Consider the following 16,664-nt stretch of genomic DNA (forward strand, 5'->3'; position numbering starts at 1 on the left):
TATGCCGGAAATTCGGCATGTGATTGCTGAATTTTCGGCAAAAGGGGGGATGACATTGCTAGCAGTTTCGACACAAGAAGTCATTGAAGCGATTTTGGGCAGTATTGATGAGGCTATACACGCAGTAGATGAAAATGGTATTACAATTTTCTATAATACTGTAGCTGCAAAACAAAATGGGTCAAAAATTGAAAAAGTGTTAGGAAAACATTTGTTAGAAGCGTTTCCTTCTTTATCTAGGGAAACGAGTACGTTAATGAAAGTGTTAGATACAAAAAAACCAATCGTTCATCAAGTTCAGCATTATCAAAATTTAAATGGGGAAGACATTTGTACAGTAAATACGACGTTACCTATTTTTATAGATGGAAATATTGCTGGGGCTGTTGAAATTGCAAAGGATTATTCCACAGTTCAAAAACTTACGGATACAATTGTAGATTTGCAGTCAAAAATAAAGCGGTCATCTAGAAAAAAAGCAATTAAAAAGCATGTTGCATTTGAGACGATTGTGACGGATGATGCTCGATTTAAACAGACGAAAGAATTAGCACAAAAAGTAGCGCCAACTGATGCAAATGTTTTAATATATGGGGAAACAGGAACAGGGAAAGAGTTATTTGTACAAGCGATTCATGAAGCTTCTAAACGGAAGAACAAGCCATTTATTGCACAAAACTGCGCAGCTTTGCCAGAGTCGCTATTAGAAAGTTTATTGTTCGGAACGACGAAAGGTAGCTATACTGGGGCAATTGAACGAGCGGGATTATTTGAACTTGTAGATGGTGGGACATTGTTTTTAGACGAACTGAATTCAATGCCTCTCGATTTACAAGCGAAAATGTTACGTGTATTAGAAGATGGTGTTATTCGTCGAATTGGTGATAATAAGACGAGAAAAGTAGATGTTCGCGTTATTACTGCAATGAATCAGCCACCAGAAATATGTTTAAGAGAGAATAAAATTCGTACTGATTTATATTATCGATTAAATGTCTTTTCATTATATATTCCGCCGCTACGTGAAAGAACTGAGGATGTCTTATTATTAGCGTCTTATTTTTTGAACGAATATAATAAAAGTTATAAAAAAGGTGTACTTCAAATGGATAAGGAAGCGAAAGAAAGACTACAAGCTTATCAATGGCCTGGCAATGTTCGTGAGCTAAAACATACGATTGAACATGCTGTCATTATTGCAGAAGGGGATACACTAACAGCCAATTGTTTACCGCGTACATTTCGGAAAGAGAATCTGCCAAAGAATAAGAGCATATTGCCACTTAGAGAAGCACTTCATCAAACGGAAAAGGAATTAATAGATCAAGCGTTAATTGAAACGGAAGGGAATATATTACAAGCTGCAAAAATGTTAGGTATCCCTCGCCAAACGCTTCAATATAAATTGAGTAAGTACGACAAAACCGCCGAATAATTGGCGGTTTTTGTGTGTTTGCACCAATAAAAGAGCGTTTACATATATAAAAAGTAATGAATATGATAGTATGTATGGATTTTATACAGTGCTTACAAATATTTTTTCGTTTATGTAATAGCGTTCACCGTACATTTACTTATCAATAATGTAAAGTTGGCATAACTATTGCTTATATAAAGGATGAGCGTATAAAAAGGGGGAATAGCAATGTTACATGATGTATACAAACCAAATCGTCACTGGAAGGATATCGAGTTGTGGAAGGATGTTACTGAAGAGCAATGGAATGACTGGGTTTGGCAATTAACGAATACGATCAAAACTTTGGATGACTTAAAGAAAGTGATCAATTTAATACCTGAAGAAGAAGAAGGTGTTAAAATTTCAACAAAAACGATCCCGTTAAATATTACACCGTACTATGCTTGGCTAATGAATCCTGATGACCCACGCTGTCCGATTCGGATGCAATCTGTACCGATCTCGGAAGAGTTATATAAAACAAAATATGATTTAGAAGATCCGCTTCATGAAGATGAAGATTCACCAGTTCCAGGGCTAACACATCGTTATCCAGACCGCGTATTGTTCTTAGTAACGAATCAATGTTCTATGTATTGTCGTTATTGTACACGCCGTCGTTTTAGTGGACAAATTGGAATGGGTGTGCCTAAGAAACAATTAGATGATGCAATTGGTTACATTCGTGATACACCACAAGTACGAGATGTATTAATTTCTGGTGGTGACGGTCTTCTTATTAACGATAAAATTTTAGAATATGTATTAAAAAATTTACGAGAGATTCCGCATGTCGAGATTATTCGTATCGGAACGAGAGCGCCGGTAGTATTCCCGCAGCGTATTACAGAAAACTTATGTAATATTATTAAAAAATACCATCCAGTATGGTTAAATACACATTTCAATACTTCTATTGAAATTACAGAGGAATCGAAAAAAGCATGTGAAATGCTAGCGAATGCTGGTGTTCCAGTTGGAAACCAAGCAGTAATTTTAGCTGGTATTAACGACAGCGTTCCAATTATGAAAAAACTTATGCATGACTTAGTAAAAATCCGTGTACGTCCATACTATATTTATCAATGTGACTTATCTGAAGGTATTGGTCATTTCCGTGCACCAGTATCTAAAGGTCTTGAAATTATTGAAGGTTTACGCGGTCATACATCTGGTTATGCGGTTCCAACATTCGTTGTAGATGCACCAGGAGGCGGCGGGAAAATTGCGCTTCAACCAAACTATTTAATTTCGCAAAGTGCAGATAAAGTTGTGCTTCGTAACTTTGAAGGTGTTATTACAACGTATCCAGAGCCAGAGAGTTATATCCCAGGAAGAGCAGAAGGGTACTTTAAAGAAATCTATCCAAACTACGAAGAAAAACGTTCAGATGTTGGTATCGCAGGTCTTATGAGTGATAAGAAATTTAACCTTGTTCCAGACGACTTACAGCGTATGAGCCGTCGTAAAGACTATGAAGATAATGACACTCATGCATCACTAAAAGATAAACGTGATAAGCGTGATCAACTTAAAGATAAAAAGTATCAATCGCAAATGGCTAAATTAGAAGAAAACGACAAAAAAAATGAGGGTGATGCAGTATGAATTGTATGTGGTGTGACAGTACAGAAGCGAAAGAAAGCTTGAATACTGTATATTGGGAATTACCAGATGGTACGAAAGCCATTGAAATCCAAGAGACACCATGCATTTCTTGTTCCTCATGTGGTATGGACTATCAAGCAGATCAAACAGTGAAAGAAATAGAAGATCAATTGTTTCTAATTTATACGAAAGATTTACCAAAACAACTAACATATGAAGAATTAATGGGAAGACCACGTCTATTAAAAAGAAATTATTTCGACTTTTAACCAGCTTTTATGCTGGTTTTTTTCTTTTTTGCCTTGTATAATGTATCCAAGTTAGAAAGGCAGGGAATATTTTTGAAAAAGACATTTTACCACTATATGATGAAGCATCGTGCAGCTTTATTTAGTAATGAAGTATCGAATTTAGCAGAAGCAATGTATGATGATTTAAGCTTTCCAAAGCAATCTGAAGATTATGATGAAATTAGTTCATACTTAGAGTTAAGTGGATTGCTAGAAAGTATGTCTATATTTGATGAAGCTTGGGATTTATACATACAAGAGAGATAAGAACTATATGAAATTTTTGACGTGAAGCTAGTCTATTTGCTAGCTTTTTTTACGTTGTAAATAATTTTTTTATACGGTGATATTTTTTATTGAAAAAATTTATGAATATACGCTTCTGTGATAAGCGTTTTTATGTAGGTTGCATATACTGTTATCAAAATCACGACGTCAAAAAAAGGAGAGATATAGATGGCGAGAAAAAAGCAACCTAAATATAACGTAGGGGACATAGTCGTGATTACGCTATATGGAACCGTTGGTAAAATCACAAATATGAAGGTTTTAGATGGAGTTTACGTTTACGAAGTCAATAATCACGATGGGTTTTACGTAGAGCAAACGTTGCAGCACGTTTCAGAGCAAGATATGAAAAAAGGTGAAACTGAGTGGATTGAATTAAATTATAATTTCACATTTGGTGATCTCGTGCAAGTAACAGGATACGATAAAGATGTGTTTCGAATTGTTGGTTTTCGTACAGAAGTATGGAGATATAAAAATGACGCATGGGAAGATACTATATACGAATTGTCACGAATTACGGATGGTGAATGGTTAGAAGCGGATGAATCAGATTTAACGTTACTTGCCAATGCTCAAACGGCAAATGCAATTTTGAAGAAAATGAAACAAGATAAAGCTGGTATGAATAAATTAGATTTAGGAAAATTAAAGTCAATTAACAACTCAAAAAAAGTGAGTGTTAAGACAAATCGTCAAGAGATCATTGATGGATTACTTGATATTTATAACGATTATCAATTGTTATTCGATACATTTAAAGATGAAGAATATAAAATTGTTATGGATGTTGTTCATAATTATTTAGTTAAATTGACAGAGAAAAAATAGTTAACTAGAAAGAGAGAATGAATTGAACAACAACATATGCAGTATAAGGTATGCCTACAATTATTAAAAAAATAAAAAGCCATTTAATAAGAGAGTCTGCCCATTGATCTTCATGCATGAACTCTTCTTTTGTTTGCCCTACTTCTTGTTCTACCTCATATTGGTATTCCATAATTAAATCCCCCTTTTTGATAGCTTGTACTACCATCGTATGCATCTCGTCCAAAGGATATGACCTATAAAAAAAGAAAAACTATTTTTCTAATCTCATATACATAATTTTGAGATTTTTTCATAAAACAGAAATAAAGGAGTGATGCTCATGAAGGAAATTGAGGTCGTAATTGATACGGAAGAGATTGCGGAGTTTTTTTATGAGCAACTAATTGAAAGAGGGTACGTCCCAAAACGAGAAGAAATTGAAGATCTCGCAGATATTACATTTGAGTATTTATTAGAAAAATGTATGATTGATGAAGTTTTTGATGAAGAGGATGAGTGAAAGTAACGGCGGGCTTAACTCGTCGTTTTTTACTCTTTACAAACTTGTCACAAATATAGTCGGAAATTATTGGTATAATTAAAAGAAAATTTTACTCAAGAGGTGAAGGGATGTTCAAAAAAATTATTGATTCTTTATTAGGTAGGAAAAAAAATCGTTCGTATTCTAGTAGTGATTATCGCCATAGAGGTCGCTCTTATTCAAGTAGCGATTATAAACGACGTTCATCTGGTTATGGGCATCAGCATTATAAAAGAAAACGTAAAAGTCGTAGCTTCTTTTCAAGTAGCTGATGAAATGGCGTCGTATACTAGCTTTATTTGATAGACCACTGCGAAAAAATACAATCGTTGCAGAACGTTATAAAATTGAATCAATAATTGGAATGGGCAGTTATGGGGTTACATATGTCGTTAATGATTTACAAATAAATAGAAATAAAGTCTTAAAACAATTAAGACAGAGTAAACAAAGATATGAGTCTGGTAGAAAATCATTTGAACAAGAGAAAATGATTTTACAAACATTAAATCATCACGCAATTCCTAGTTTATATGATCATTTCGTATGGGAGAAAAAAAGCTTTTTCGTGATGGAATATATGCCTGGTAAAAATTTCGAAGATTATATTTTCTTAGATGGGCATGTATATACAGAACGTGAAGTTTTAAAAATTTTATATGAAATATTAGAAATTGTATCGGTGTTTCATAATAAAGGTATAATTCACCGAGATTTACGCATTCCAAACATATTAATGAAAGAAAACCAAATTAGTATTATTGATTTTGGATTAGCTAAATTGAAGGGTGAGGGTGATGAACGAGCTACAGCTTATGAAGGTGAACAAGCTTTGATGCGAGAAGTTCACTTTCGTAGCGATTTTTATGCGCTTGGTCATTTCTCGTTATTTTTATTATATGCAGGCTATGAATCTAATGAAAAACATGAAAAACCATGGTATGACGAATTAACTTTGGAAAATTATAACCGTGAAATGCTTATGCGAATGTTACAAATAAAAACGCCGTACTATGAGAATGTACAAGATTTAAAAAAAGATATAGCTTTTGCTTTAGAAAGGATGGAGGTTCCGTGTTTCAAAAGTTTTTAGCAAGTGTTGGTATTGGTAATGCAAAAGTAGATACAGTTCTTGAAAAAGATGAGTATATTGTTGGAGAAGAGATACTAGGGAAGGTTCATATAACTGGTGGTTCAGTTAGTCAACAAATTGAAAGCATTTACTTAACATTATCGACGTCGTATGTACGAGAAGTGGATGATAAAAAAGTAACAGCAACATATGATTTAGAGCGAGTTCGTTTAACAGAACCTTTTTCTGTTGAGCCGAATGAAAAAAAAGAAATTCCATTTTCATTTATAATGCCAGTTGAAACCCCGCTTACACTTGGAATGAAAACAGTTTGGGTGCATACAGGTCTTGATATTAAACGAAGTATAGATCCAAGTGATCGTGATTACATTCAAGTGTTGCCCAATGCACTATTAAATAGTGTGTTAGAGAGTGTAAATCAATTAGGTTTTAAAGCGCGTCATATAGAATGTGAAGAATTACCATATCGATTACGTAAGCAAGTTCCGTTTGCACAAGAATTTGAGTTTGTTCCTGTTTCCGGAGAGTATTATGGGAAATTAGATGAACTAGAATTATTAATCTTACCAAGCGTTTACGATCGCCTAGAGATTATTATGGAAGTAGACAGAAAATCTCGCGGATTAGCAGGTTTATTTGCAGAAGCGCTTGATCTTGACGAGAAAGTGATTCGCTTTACAGTAACGAATGAAGATATTCCAACAATGCAAGAAAAAATTAACAATTATATTTTTAAATAAACTATGCATAAAAAAGAAATGGAGAGGAAAACTAAAACAACCGCTCCATTTTTTTGTATAGTGAGGTTATGTATGTGAAACGATATCGACATTTATACTTGTTAAGTTTTACGCTACTCATTTGTTTTGTCGTATTATCACTTTCGTATCATACCGCTTGTATTGAGAAATTTGACAATATAGTCGCGCATTTTATTCAAAGCTTTCGAAACGATTACTTGACAGCTTACTTTACTTGGGTGTCTTTTATCGGTTCCAAAAGAATATATTTTCCGTTACTCATCATTCTTGTAATGTATTTTCTCGTTAGAAAAAAGTTGCTTAGTGCATTACTTCTAACAATTAATTATTATGGATCTCGTTATTTAAACAGTATGCTTAAACTATGGTACGAACGAGCAAGACCTGATGTAACGCAGCTTGTTACTGCAACTGGATATAGTTTTCCGAGCGGTCATACGATGAATGCTACTGCTTTTTTAGGATTTATTGCATACGTCACAATTACTGAAGAACGTATTACATTGCATAAAAAATTGTTGATTATTTTTATAGCGAGCTTTGTTGTATTATCTATTTCAGTTAGCCGAATATATCTTGGCGTTCACTATCCATCTGACATATTAGCAGGATGGGCAGCTGGCGGTAGCTGGCTCGTTTTATGTGTTATATTTCATAAAGCGTTCATTAAAAAAGAACCTATGTCATAATAGGTTCTTTTTCCATTGGTTCAACATGAATGTGTGCATGGTAAATGCCAAACTTTTTCCGAAGCATTGCCTCGATGTTGTCAGTAATACAATGACTTTCACCAACCTCCATACGAGCATCTACCTCGATTGTAATATCAACGTACGTTTGATTCCCGTACATACGCGCGCGAATGTCTACGATGTTTTCCACGCCACCAATATGTTCAATAGCACCAGCGTACTCTTCCATCTTATCTGGATCGATTCCATCCGTTAACATATGAGAAGCTTCTACGAAAATCTCCCATGCAGTTTTACAAATAATAAGGCCGACAATTAAAGCGGCAATAGGATCTAAAATAGGCATTTGGAACTGCGAACCGACAATACCTACTACTGTACCGATACTTACGAGAGCATCTGATAAATTATCCTTTGCAGCGGCTTCTAATGATTTACTTTTTGTTCGTGCTGCAATCTTTTTCGTATACAAATATACAAAGTACATAACGACAGCAGAAAATAAGGCTACCCATGCAGCAAGTACATTAGGCGCTGCTTGTTTCGGATTAAAAAAAGATTGAATGGCGCTAATAACAACTTCTAAACCGACCGTTGCCATAATAAAAGAAGCAACAAGTGATGCAATTTGTTCTGCTCGTGAATGCCCATAAGGATGATCTGGGTCACGAGGTTTACGAGAGATTTTTAGACCAATTAATATCGCTAAAGAAGCACCGATATCCGTTAAGTTATTTAAACCGTCAGCACGTAATGCGCTAGAGAGGGTAATATAACTGATGATAATTTTCATAGAGGATAAAAATATGTAGGCCATAATGCTGACAATAGCACCTTTATCAGCTTCTTTATGAGAAAGAGTATCCATTTTGATCACTCACCTTTCTACAAGGAATTTCTTTCTATAAATAGAGTACCAAACGAAACTCGTGTGGGTCTATACAAACATTGTTGACGTTTTTTAGGTTTTTAAGAAGGGGATAACAAAGTTTCATTAAGGAAAAATATGTTGTAAAGTGCAAAGTTAGGGTGTGAACGCGATTTGGATCGAGGGGATAGGGAAAAGGATAGATGTATTATGATGAATCCGTATACTACACCGCTCAAAGGTGATTGGGCAAAATAAAAACCCTCTAGAAAATATATTTTAGAGGGTCTTCATCTTAGTATGCTTCTAAAAACTCAGTAACTTGCTCTTCAGTTTTTGCGTTAGCACTATGTAAGTGGCCTAGTTTCTCACCATTTTGATATACAAGTAAACTTGGAATACCCATTACTTGATACTCTTCAGCGATACTTGGGAATTCATCTTTGTTAATAGAATACCATTCAAACTTATTGAACTCTTCCATTACATCTCCGATAAAGTTGTCCATACGCACACAATCTGGGCACCATGTAGTAAAGAACTTAACAACTACTGGCTCCTCACTTGCGATGATGTCTTTGAATTCCTGTTCAGATTTGATTTCTTTCATGTTTTTGTCTCCTCTCAATGTCACACGGATAAGCTAGTATTTTTATGCAAAATCCGCGATTGCAAACATTTTGCAAACATTAGTGTTTTTGAAATAGGTTGTTTGCAAAATCTTCGACTGCTTTTTCTTGTAGGCCTGGTACGACGTGTGAGTAGGTGTCCAATGTGATACCTACTTTTTTATGTCCTAATCGTTCACTTACGATTTTCGGGTGAATACCCTGTTTCAACATTAATGTCGCATGGGTATGCCGTAGATCGTGGAAACGAATATCAGGAACCCCACATTTCTTTATAAGCTTTTTCCAGAGCTGTGTCAAACTTCTGAAATTGCAGGGGTTACCATTATATGTTGAACAAACTAAATCATAATTATTATATCCATCTCCATACCGTGCTTTTTCTTTTGGTTGGAGTCGCGACTCAGTTAGATACAATACTTGGAAGTAATAGTGCTATTCGTGAAGCGACAATCTTTTTCTTTATCGGAAATGAGTTGCTTTCACTTTTAGAAAATGCAGGGCGTATGGGAATCCCGTTACCTTCAGCGTTAACAAACGCAGTAGAAGTTTTAGGTAGTAAGAGCAAAAAAACAAGCTCTGAATATGATAATAAAAAAGGAGTTGTTGAATAATGGGTTATATTGTAGATATTTCTAAGTGGAATGGAGACATTAATTGGGATGTAGCAGGACCGCAATTAGATTTAGTAATTGCACGTGTGCAAGATGGTTCGAATTATGTAGACCCTTTGTATAATGGATATGTACAAGCGATGAAATCAAGGAATATTCCTTTTGGAAATTATGCATTTTGTCGTTTTGTGTCTATCAACGATGCCAAAAAAGAAGCACAAGACTTTTGGGCTCGTGGTGACAAATCAGCTAAGTTTTGGGTAGCTGATGTTGAAGTGCAAACAATGAGTGATATGCAAGGTGGGACACAGGCGTTTATCGATGAACTACGCCGACTAGGAGCTAAAAAGATAGGGTTATATGTAGGGCATCATACGTATGATTCGTTTGGAGCGCGTAATATACAAGCTGATTTTGTATGGATTCCGCGATATGGCGGCAATAAACCAGCATATCCTTGTGATATTTGGCAATACACGGAGACAGGTAATGTGCCAGGTATCGGCAAATGTGATTTAAATCAATTAATAGGTAATAAACCACTTTCATGGTTTACTGGAGTAGATGAAACAATTGCAAATAGTCAATATGATTCTAGTTGGTTTATAAAACAAGACGGTGTATTTAAGTTAAATACATCTATTAAACTTCGTACCGCACCATTAACTGATGCTCCAATTATCGCTACACTTAATGCAGGAGATGAAGTAAAGTATGATGCATTCGGTTATGAAAAAGACGGTTATGTATGGATACGTCAACCACGTTCAAACGGATATGGTTACATTGCAACTGGTGAAACTTCAAACGGAAAACGTGTTAGTAGTTGGGGTTCATTTAAATAAAAGAATAGTTTGATTAACATAAATAAGAGCCGTCCTATTGGGCGGCTTTTTTTAATTTATATTCACTAATTCATCCAACTTAAACTCGGTATTCAAACCGAAAACGACGTACTCTTAGAATAGAGCACGTCGTTTGTTATGAAGTGAACCCCGAAAACGGAACACCAATCAAAACACCTAAACCACTTGTTCCCTAAATTCTTTAGGGGATAGGTGGTTTAATTTTTCTTGAATTCGCACACAATTGTAGTAATGAATGTATTCTAGCACAATCTTTCGCACAGTTGTGTTGGATACTTTTGTTATCTCTTGTGAATAGAAAGCTTCACTTTTCAAATGACCAAAGAAGCTTTCCATGACGGCATTATCATGGCAATTTCCTCTCCGGGACATGCTGGTGATAATGCCGTTTTCTTTGGCATACGCTTGAAATTCTTTTGCTGTATAAATACTTCCTTGATCCGAGTGAAGAAGGACATCTTTTACTCTTCGCCCTCTCATTGCTTGTTTCAATGTCTTCATCGCTAATGTCAGTGTTTGTGATTCGCTGAGGACACAACTAATAATTTCACGATTAAAGGCATCCATGATCGTTGATAAATACAAGGTACGCTCTCCAAATAAGAGGTACGTCACATCTGTAAACCACTTTTCATTTGGTCTGGATGCATCGAATTCACGCTCCAATCGATGAGGGGCTACCATTGGTTCCGCACCATTGATATATTTCTTTTTCTTTCGACGTACTTTTGAAAGAATGTGATTTTGTCTCATGATTCGTAATACTTTTTTATGATTGACACACAGTCCCATTTTTTGAAGAGTAGCGGTCACTCTTCGATATCCATACCGAAATTTATGCCTAAGACGGATGTCCTTTACTTTCTCTTCTATATCATCTTTCCGATCTTCCGTTCGTTGTAACCAGCGATAAAATGTGGAACGGGGTAATTCTAATACGTTACACAATTCTTTTATCGTTATTTTTGTTTTTACATTTTTCCATAAAGTAACTACAGTTTCTGGTTTCAGCCTCTTTCGATTTCCAGATACTTTCCCCATACAAGTAATTTTGTTTTTAAATGCTTATTTTCTAGACGTAGTTGTTCTAATTCACTGAGCTCTTTTGGTCCTTTTCCATAAGAATATTGTTTTCCTACAGGTTGTTGAAAACGATATGTTTGATCTGTACGATACCATTTCATCCATGTCTTAATTTGGGAAACATTTTTAATTCCGAGTTTCTCCATAATTGTACGATTTGAATAACCATCTTTCTTCATTTCAATTACTTTCCACTTTGTTTCTTCTGGGTAATGAACTCTTGTCGTCATACGAAAAAACACCTCCATTGAATTTGCATACTTAGTATGCGAATTTAGGAGGTGTTTTTTTCATGTACCACTATTCGGGTTCACTTCACATTGTTTGTGAGAAACAAGAAGGTGAGCTTCAATTAAAAGAAACGAATTGGATTTGTGAAAATTGTGCCCGAATTACGCATGAACAAGGTATTGAAAGAGATACCTATACCCTTTTACACCTTATTCCATAAATAAGAAAGCTGGTGGGCTTCTGATTCAAGAGCTATTAAATGATCATTATTAATAGTGTTATTTGTATACATTTTGTTCTTTTGGATGTTAAGGACAGTATAATTCACATCGTTATATTTATTTGAAAATGTTGATTCATTTAATAATGTCAGTGTTGAATTGATGTTATATTTATCAATTCGCTCTTTTTTTCCTTTGAAAAATAGTTTAATAAGATGCGGCTCATCATTAATGAGCAAACCGAGTTCAGGTGATGAGCGGACGATTAAATTATCTGATAACCAATGTGATTTACCTGGATCAAACCAAGAGACTTCTTTGTTTTTAATAAATTTTTTGTACTGCTTTATAACATCAATGTAGTTTTGCTTTTTCTTCTGATCAACAGTTTGTACTAATGTTTCAAAACAATCAAAAGGTAGTTCGTTTTTATGAAATTTAATAACAGTTTCTCGTAATTGTTTCCAGTAATCAAAAACCGGGTGATATTCAGGTTGAGATTTTAAATTCTTTACAAAATTTGTTTTAGCTGCACTACTTTTCAGTGTGAAGTCTAAAAATTGTGTAAGTCCCACTTTAATTTCCGCCATGTTACACCTCCTTTCCAAATGTTACTAATTCAATATTGGAAAGGGAAATCCTGCATTTTTAAGGAGGTGAACTAGATGCTAGAAAAACCGATGTTCATACACAATGGCTATTGTATTTCTTGAGCTTGGTATTCATGGAATACTTTCTAAGAGGAGGTAACAGCAATGGATCTACACCCAGTAAATGATAATAATACGAAAAAAACATTGGAAGGGTTTTTAAAAGCAGTGGGAAAAGACCAAAAAGAAGAGAATGAAAAATCAAAGAAACCAAATAAAGTAGATGAGTGAAGCGCGCTATCGTTAAAATGACGAATAACGTGCTTGTATATTTTTTTATAAAGCGTATGCATATTCATGGATTTACAGATATTTGTTACGTGGGCATAGTGTTTTTGATAAATAATATTATGGAAATAAAAGGGAATGAGATTATATAAAAAAAGGTCCTGTTGTTTCCAACAGGACCTTTCCTAAAATGGCAAAGAGTAACTCTTACCTTACTATTCTCGTATATATTACATGAAAAAGATAGATGTGTATACAACAAGAAATTCCGATATAATTATTCTGATATAGTATTTAAGGGTAATAAGGTAGAATTTTAAATAAGGAATTAAATTACAAATGTTGATTTGTCAGGTGATTCAAATGAATTTCTATCAAATTGTAGTTAATAAAGTGATATTGAGATAATAAGATATGTAATTTTGCATATCAGATTTTTAAAGTGAACAAGGGTATGGAATATTTAAATGATACGGAAGTTGAGGGAGAGTAATACTAAAATTTCATTTGTTTTTTACTGTAATAAATAAATTCATTTGAATAGAAGCGAAAAATAGAGGTTTGCATTAGTCATTTATGAAAGTCAAGAATATTTATAACCATAGGAGTAAATACACAGGTCCGATTTTTGTAATGATGGAGGGAATTGATGTGGACATAACTCAAAGTATGGCAAGAATAGTGGTAAATGGAAAGGATCTTCCGTTTATTTCAGTTAGAACTTCTGTATGGAATCAAGGACCTGTAAATGATTTAATTGTTTCGACAAACTTGAGAGCCGAGGAGCTTTATCAGTTTATGTGGTCACAAGTGCCAGTAATGCTTGCGATGTATTTTCTTCAAGGAGCGGACTTAATGCGGTTTGCTAGAATTAATGGGATTAATCAAAGTGTAACGGGAGAATATATTTATCATTTCTCTTGGGGATAAAGCGAATGTAAAGTAGCTTAACAGATTTATTTAATGATATGGAAGTGGGTGGGGAAAATGTTTTATTCATATTTTGCTTCTCAAGCAGATATTCGCCCAGCGTATGGTACATCAATAACGTTTAGCGGAGCACAAAGTACAGTTCAAGCTGTTCAACAAGCGTTACAAATGCAACAACAAATGCAACAACAAATGCAGCAACAAGGGATCCAGCCGTATTATTCATCCATGGAGTATTTTTACCCAGTGCATCAAATCACACCGTATGGAAGTTCTTTTCTTACTATCCCATATGGAACTGTATTTAATCTATAAATTGAAAGTTTAATCAGTAGGGGGCAGGTATCCCAAACTGATTATTAGTCCTCACCAATTGGACATATACGGACGATCCGGCTCCTACCTACCTTTCTTGCATGTTCCGAAATTTTTTTGGGAGCCTTATTACCCGCAAATGGAGAGGGGTATATGTAAGCGCCAAATAGTCCTCACCTACAATTTGTAATTAACCGATGAGATAATCTCCGTACATACTACAAGTGTTTTTTTTGATGAGAAGATACCGATTAAAGAAAAAGTGAGAATTATCTTATTATGACAAATGATGGTTAGTGGCTCTGTATGCAAGGATATATGAACATTTATTTACGCGGACCAGATCCAGATGTAACAACGAAGTCTTATCTGCGGGTATATCGTACAGGATGATTGTCCTATAACTATCAACCTACAAAAAGCAGGAGAACATCTGAATTGTTTTTTTACTGGGTTTGAAAGATATTTACAGCCATAATATCTAGTATTTTGTTTATAATTGTAAATAGTTATTGAAATGTGTAAATGTTATTTTTTTATTAATAAAAAAAATAGGAAAAATAATGCAACTTTTTAATTTGTTTATTCGTGTTATATATGAGAGGAGGAGGGGGATGGAGATTGAAGAAATATATAAGGTTTATATAAACGATGTGTACCGGTATTTATTTTCCCTTTCTCGTAGCCATCACGTAGCAGAGGACTTGACGCAAGAGACTTTTTATCGAGCGTATCTTTATTTAGAAGACTATGAAAATCAAAAGGTAAAATCATGGCTTTTTAAAGTGGCATATCATACTTTTATTGATTTTGTTAGGAAAGAAAATAAAGTAACTTTTGTAGGAACTGAGGAATTAGAGACGATACAAGCGGGGGAATCTACAGAAGAGTATGTAGTCGCAAAAAATAGTTATGAAAAGTTAATTCAGATTATTCATAATTTACCGGTGGTAGAGGCACAAGCTATTTTATTATGTGACGTACATCAATTAACGTACGAAGAGGGTGCTTCTGTACTAGATTTAAAGTTAAATACGTATAAAAGTCACATATTTCGTGGGAGAAAGAGATTAAAAGAATTGTTAAAGGAGGAAAAGAGTCAAAATGAAAAATGATAAACCTCATTCTGAACAAGATGATTATAAAGAATTGTTACAAGAAGCTCTTCATCAAAGACCGGCTTCACTTCCTGATGGAAAACAAGAGCAAGTGTTGAAAATAGGTAAAAAAAGAGCGCGTATTACGAATGTTTTAATTGTATTTACTTTTTTATTACTTATTCAACCTATTTTATATATATCAACACTCTTATATTATACATTGGCACCAACAAACGCAATGGAGATACGGAATGTAGTAAATCAAACATTAAGTGTAACAGAACCAAATGTATTTTTGAAAGATAGGGACATGGAGCAAACATTGTTACCGCTTAGTTTACAATTGCATTTTGATTTGTATAAAAGGGTAGGGAAGAAAGATATTCGAATAGGAGAAGAGAAAACAGATTATGTATTTAGTAGAGCAACGAAAGTTAGCCGTGAATATACAACAGATGAAAAAATTCCAGAAGTCCCATATATAGATAATGAGGTATTGTCTCATCCTAATAATTATAATGCATCCTATAATAGTAGTGAAGAAGCGCAGGTATTAAAGGGTCTTCCGCAAGAATCTGTTGTAGAAGCATTTATATCTTTTAGAGAATTGTTGAGTGTACAAGAGGTAACGAATATGTTTCCCACTATTGATATCGTCTGGTATGCCGTTAATACAGGGTTAGAGGAGAAGCAAACGAATGACGAGGGTATGTATGTTGCTCCGATTGGCTTTCCGGCAGATATGATTTCAAGACCAAGTGGTGCTTTTGTGAGTGATTCACCTCATGAGGAACAATTTATTGAGGTGTTAAAGTCATTACAGAAGCATGAAAATTTAGCAGTGAAGCTATCTAGAGCAAAAGTATTAGAGTTGTCAAAGCGTATTTCTTTCCTTGAAAAAAATGGGGTAAAAACATACGGGATGGTTGTAACTGGGCCTAAAGTAGAAGTTGAAAAATTGATGAGCCACGAAAAAGTTAGAAAATTGAAAGTAGGTGAAGCGAGGTTATGGAATTGGCATTCTTAAAAAAAAGAAAGAATCGTATTTATAAACAGGAAACGTGGATGGGGACTCTTTCATTAATTATTGCCTTTTTAGCGTTATTGTATTTAAATATTATATTGCTTTTTCAAGAAACATTTATAGATAAAGGTTTTCTACAAATAGTTGGTATTGGAGTGGTGTGCTCAGTCGTAGGTATGATCACAAAAAGCAAAAGTCGAAAATATGCATTGTGGGCATGTAGTTTATTTGTTTTTATGCTACTGTTTGCTATATTTGGATTTATGTTAGGTTGGATGGTAAGCTTTGGGCCATAAATATGTGGGAAAGAGCGAATGTAGATTCGCTCTTTTTTGTATTGAAAGTAAAATAGATGTATCG

At 34.5% G+C, this 16,664-nt stretch carries 24 protein-coding genes and 2 pseudogenes; 20 read left to right on the top strand and 6 right to left on the bottom strand.

Annotated elements, in window-relative coordinates:
- Window positions 1-49 precede the first annotated feature (49 nt).
- From rocR to ABH961_RS06420, 5 genes are all read left to right on the top strand, one after another.
- Window positions 50-1,435, top strand: a complete 1,386-nt coding sequence (rocR, locus tag ABH961_RS06400; RefSeq protein ID WP_098631330.1) for an arginine utilization transcriptional regulator RocR — start codon at window positions 50-52, stop codon at window positions 1,433-1,435.
- A gap of 210 nt (window positions 1,436-1,645) precedes the next feature.
- Window positions 1,646-3,067: a lysine 2,3-aminomutase gene (gene kamA, locus ABH961_RS06405; RefSeq protein WP_000902134.1), complete on the top strand. Its 1,422-nt coding sequence runs from the start codon at window positions 1,646-1,648 to the stop codon at window positions 3,065-3,067.
- Window positions 3,064-3,336 (top strand): YokU family protein, encoded by a 273-nt coding sequence (locus ABH961_RS06410; RefSeq protein ID WP_000995761.1) that lies wholly within the window; start codon window positions 3,064-3,066, stop codon window positions 3,334-3,336. The genes kamA and ABH961_RS06410 overlap by 4 nt, the downstream gene beginning before the upstream one ends.
- A gap of 72 nt (window positions 3,337-3,408) precedes the next feature.
- Complete coding sequence (locus ABH961_RS06415; protein ID WP_000750728.1) at window positions 3,409-3,624, top strand: YozE family protein; 216 nt, start codon at window positions 3,409-3,411, stop codon at window positions 3,622-3,624.
- 189 nt (window positions 3,625-3,813) lie between these two features.
- On the top strand, window positions 3,814-4,476 hold the full coding sequence (locus ABH961_RS06420) for a hypothetical protein (protein WP_000101496.1): 663 nt from the start codon (window positions 3,814-3,816) through the stop codon (window positions 4,474-4,476).
- Between the two features lie 4 nt (window positions 4,477-4,480).
- Here the strand turns inward: ABH961_RS06420 and ABH961_RS06425 are convergent, their stop codons facing one another.
- On the bottom strand, window positions 4,481-4,648 hold the full coding sequence (locus tag ABH961_RS06425; protein ID WP_000456535.1) for a DUF3930 family protein: 168 nt from the start codon (window positions 4,646-4,648) through the stop codon (window positions 4,481-4,483).
- Window positions 4,649-4,798: 150 nt separating this feature from the next.
- Between ABH961_RS06425 and ABH961_RS06430 the strand changes: the two genes are divergently transcribed.
- The 5 genes from ABH961_RS06430 to ABH961_RS06450 all read left to right on the top strand — a co-directional run bounded on the left by ABH961_RS06430 (window position 4,799) and on the right by ABH961_RS06450 (window position 7,542).
- A complete protein-coding gene (locus ABH961_RS06430; RefSeq protein WP_000658451.1) occupies window positions 4,799-4,978 on the top strand; it encodes a YozD family protein in 180 nt (59 codons plus the stop codon).
- 110 nt (window positions 4,979-5,088) lie between these two features.
- Window positions 5,089-5,271 carry a hypothetical protein gene (locus ABH961_RS06435; protein WP_000473373.1) on the top strand — a complete coding sequence of 61 codons (183 nt, stop codon included), beginning with the start codon at window positions 5,089-5,091 and terminating at the stop codon, window positions 5,269-5,271.
- Window positions 5,271-6,092, top strand: coding sequence for a serine/threonine protein kinase (locus ABH961_RS06440; RefSeq protein WP_048546604.1), 822 nt, complete (start codon window positions 5,271-5,273; stop codon window positions 6,090-6,092). Before ABH961_RS06435 ends, ABH961_RS06440 begins: the two co-directional genes overlap by 1 nt.
- The gene (locus ABH961_RS06445) at window positions 6,074-6,832 is read left to right on the top strand and encodes a sporulation protein (RefSeq protein ID WP_048546606.1); all 759 of its coding nucleotides are present in this window, start codon (window positions 6,074-6,076) and stop codon (window positions 6,830-6,832) included. Before ABH961_RS06440 ends, ABH961_RS06445 begins: the two co-directional genes overlap by 19 nt.
- 74 nt (window positions 6,833-6,906) lie before the next feature.
- Window positions 6,907-7,542 carry a phosphatase PAP2 family protein gene (locus ABH961_RS06450; RefSeq protein ID WP_000833364.1) on the top strand — a complete coding sequence of 212 codons (636 nt, stop codon included), beginning with the start codon at window positions 6,907-6,909 and terminating at the stop codon, window positions 7,540-7,542.
- Here the strand turns inward: ABH961_RS06450 and ABH961_RS06455 are convergent.
- The 3 genes from ABH961_RS06455 to ABH961_RS06465 all read right to left on the bottom strand — a co-directional run bounded on the left by ABH961_RS06455 (window position 7,532) and on the right by ABH961_RS06465 (window position 9,459).
- Window positions 7,532-8,413 (bottom strand): cation diffusion facilitator family transporter, encoded by an 882-nt coding sequence (locus ABH961_RS06455; protein ID WP_048546607.1) that lies wholly within the window; start codon window positions 8,411-8,413, stop codon window positions 7,532-7,534. The genes ABH961_RS06450 and ABH961_RS06455 overlap by 11 nt on opposite strands.
- Before the next feature lie 295 nt (window positions 8,414-8,708).
- The gene (locus ABH961_RS06460) at window positions 8,709-9,023 is read right to left on the bottom strand and encodes a thioredoxin family protein (RefSeq protein ID WP_000658777.1); all 315 of its coding nucleotides are present in this window, start codon (window positions 9,021-9,023) and stop codon (window positions 8,709-8,711) included.
- Between the two features lie 79 nt (window positions 9,024-9,102).
- Window positions 9,103-9,459 (bottom strand): site-specific integrase, encoded by a 357-nt coding sequence (locus ABH961_RS06465; RefSeq protein ID WP_404519065.1) that lies wholly within the window; start codon window positions 9,457-9,459, stop codon window positions 9,103-9,105.
- Here ABH961_RS06465 and ABH961_RS06470 point away from each other — a divergent pair.
- From ABH961_RS06470 to ABH961_RS06480, 3 genes and pseudogenes are all read left to right on the top strand, one after another.
- Window positions 9,417-9,656: pseudogene (locus ABH961_RS06470) on the top strand (phage holin family protein); the annotation flags it as partial. The gene ABH961_RS06465 and the pseudogene ABH961_RS06470 sit on opposite strands and share 43 nt — an antisense overlap.
- A pseudogene (locus tag ABH961_RS06475) lies at window positions 9,656-10,252 on the top strand (glycoside hydrolase family 25 protein); the annotation flags it as partial. The pseudogenes ABH961_RS06470 and ABH961_RS06475, both read left to right, overlap by 1 nt.
- 9 nt (window positions 10,253-10,261) lie before the next feature.
- Window positions 10,262-10,501, top strand: coding sequence for an SH3 domain-containing protein (locus ABH961_RS06480; protein ID WP_404519316.1), 240 nt, complete (start codon window positions 10,262-10,264; stop codon window positions 10,499-10,501).
- A gap of 177 nt (window positions 10,502-10,678) precedes the next feature.
- Here the strand turns inward: ABH961_RS06480 and ABH961_RS06485 are convergent.
- A protein-coding gene (locus ABH961_RS06485; RefSeq protein WP_404519067.1) for an IS3 family transposase occupies window positions 10,679-11,835 on the bottom strand; the annotation gives its coding sequence in 2 pieces (ribosomal slippage) (window positions 10,679-11,583 and window positions 11,583-11,835; 1,158 coding nt in all).
- 62 nt (window positions 11,836-11,897) lie between these two features.
- Here ABH961_RS06485 and ABH961_RS06490 point away from each other — a divergent pair.
- On the top strand, window positions 11,898-12,056 hold the full coding sequence (locus ABH961_RS06490; RefSeq protein WP_165775594.1) for a hypothetical protein: 159 nt from the start codon (window positions 11,898-11,900) through the stop codon (window positions 12,054-12,056).
- Here ABH961_RS06490 and ABH961_RS06495 read toward each other — a convergent pair.
- Window positions 12,039-12,647, bottom strand: coding sequence for a hypothetical protein (locus tag ABH961_RS06495; protein WP_098049334.1), 609 nt, complete (start codon window positions 12,645-12,647; stop codon window positions 12,039-12,041). The genes ABH961_RS06490 and ABH961_RS06495 overlap by 18 nt on opposite strands.
- 165 nt (window positions 12,648-12,812) lie before the next feature.
- On the opposite strand from ABH961_RS06495, the gene ABH961_RS06500 reads away from it, so the two are divergent.
- The 6 genes from ABH961_RS06500 (at window position 12,813) to ABH961_RS06525 (ending at window position 16,600) form a co-directional block, all read left to right on the top strand.
- Window positions 12,813-12,938, top strand: coding sequence for a hypothetical protein (locus tag ABH961_RS06500; RefSeq protein ID WP_255256222.1), 126 nt, complete (start codon window positions 12,813-12,815; stop codon window positions 12,936-12,938).
- A 573-nt stretch (window positions 12,939-13,511) separates the two neighbouring features.
- Window positions 13,512-13,865 carry a hypothetical protein gene (locus ABH961_RS06505; RefSeq protein WP_048546623.1) on the top strand — a complete coding sequence of 118 codons (354 nt, stop codon included), beginning with the start codon at window positions 13,512-13,514 and terminating at the stop codon, window positions 13,863-13,865.
- Window positions 13,866-13,922: 57 nt separating this feature from the next.
- Entirely contained in the window at window positions 13,923-14,180 is a 258-nt protein-coding gene (locus ABH961_RS06510; RefSeq protein ID WP_048546625.1) for a DUF3947 family protein, read from the top strand.
- Between the two features lie 614 nt (window positions 14,181-14,794).
- Window positions 14,795-15,295, top strand: a complete 501-nt coding sequence (locus ABH961_RS06515) for a sigma-70 family RNA polymerase sigma factor (protein ID WP_048546627.1) — start codon at window positions 14,795-14,797, stop codon at window positions 15,293-15,295.
- On the top strand, window positions 15,285-16,307 hold the full coding sequence (locus tag ABH961_RS06520; protein ID WP_048546630.1) for an anti-sigma factor: 1,023 nt from the start codon (window positions 15,285-15,287) through the stop codon (window positions 16,305-16,307). Before ABH961_RS06515 ends, ABH961_RS06520 begins: the two co-directional genes overlap by 11 nt.
- Complete coding sequence (locus ABH961_RS06525) at window positions 16,289-16,600, top strand: hypothetical protein (RefSeq protein WP_048546632.1); 312 nt, start codon at window positions 16,289-16,291, stop codon at window positions 16,598-16,600. Before ABH961_RS06520 ends, ABH961_RS06525 begins: the two co-directional genes overlap by 19 nt.
- Window positions 16,601-16,664 lie beyond the last annotated feature (64 nt).

It is taken from the genome of Bacillus sp. RC251, assembly GCF_044908765.1.
GTDB classification, from domain to species: Bacteria; Bacillota; Bacilli; order Bacillales; family Bacillaceae_G; genus Bacillus_A; species Bacillus_A wiedmannii.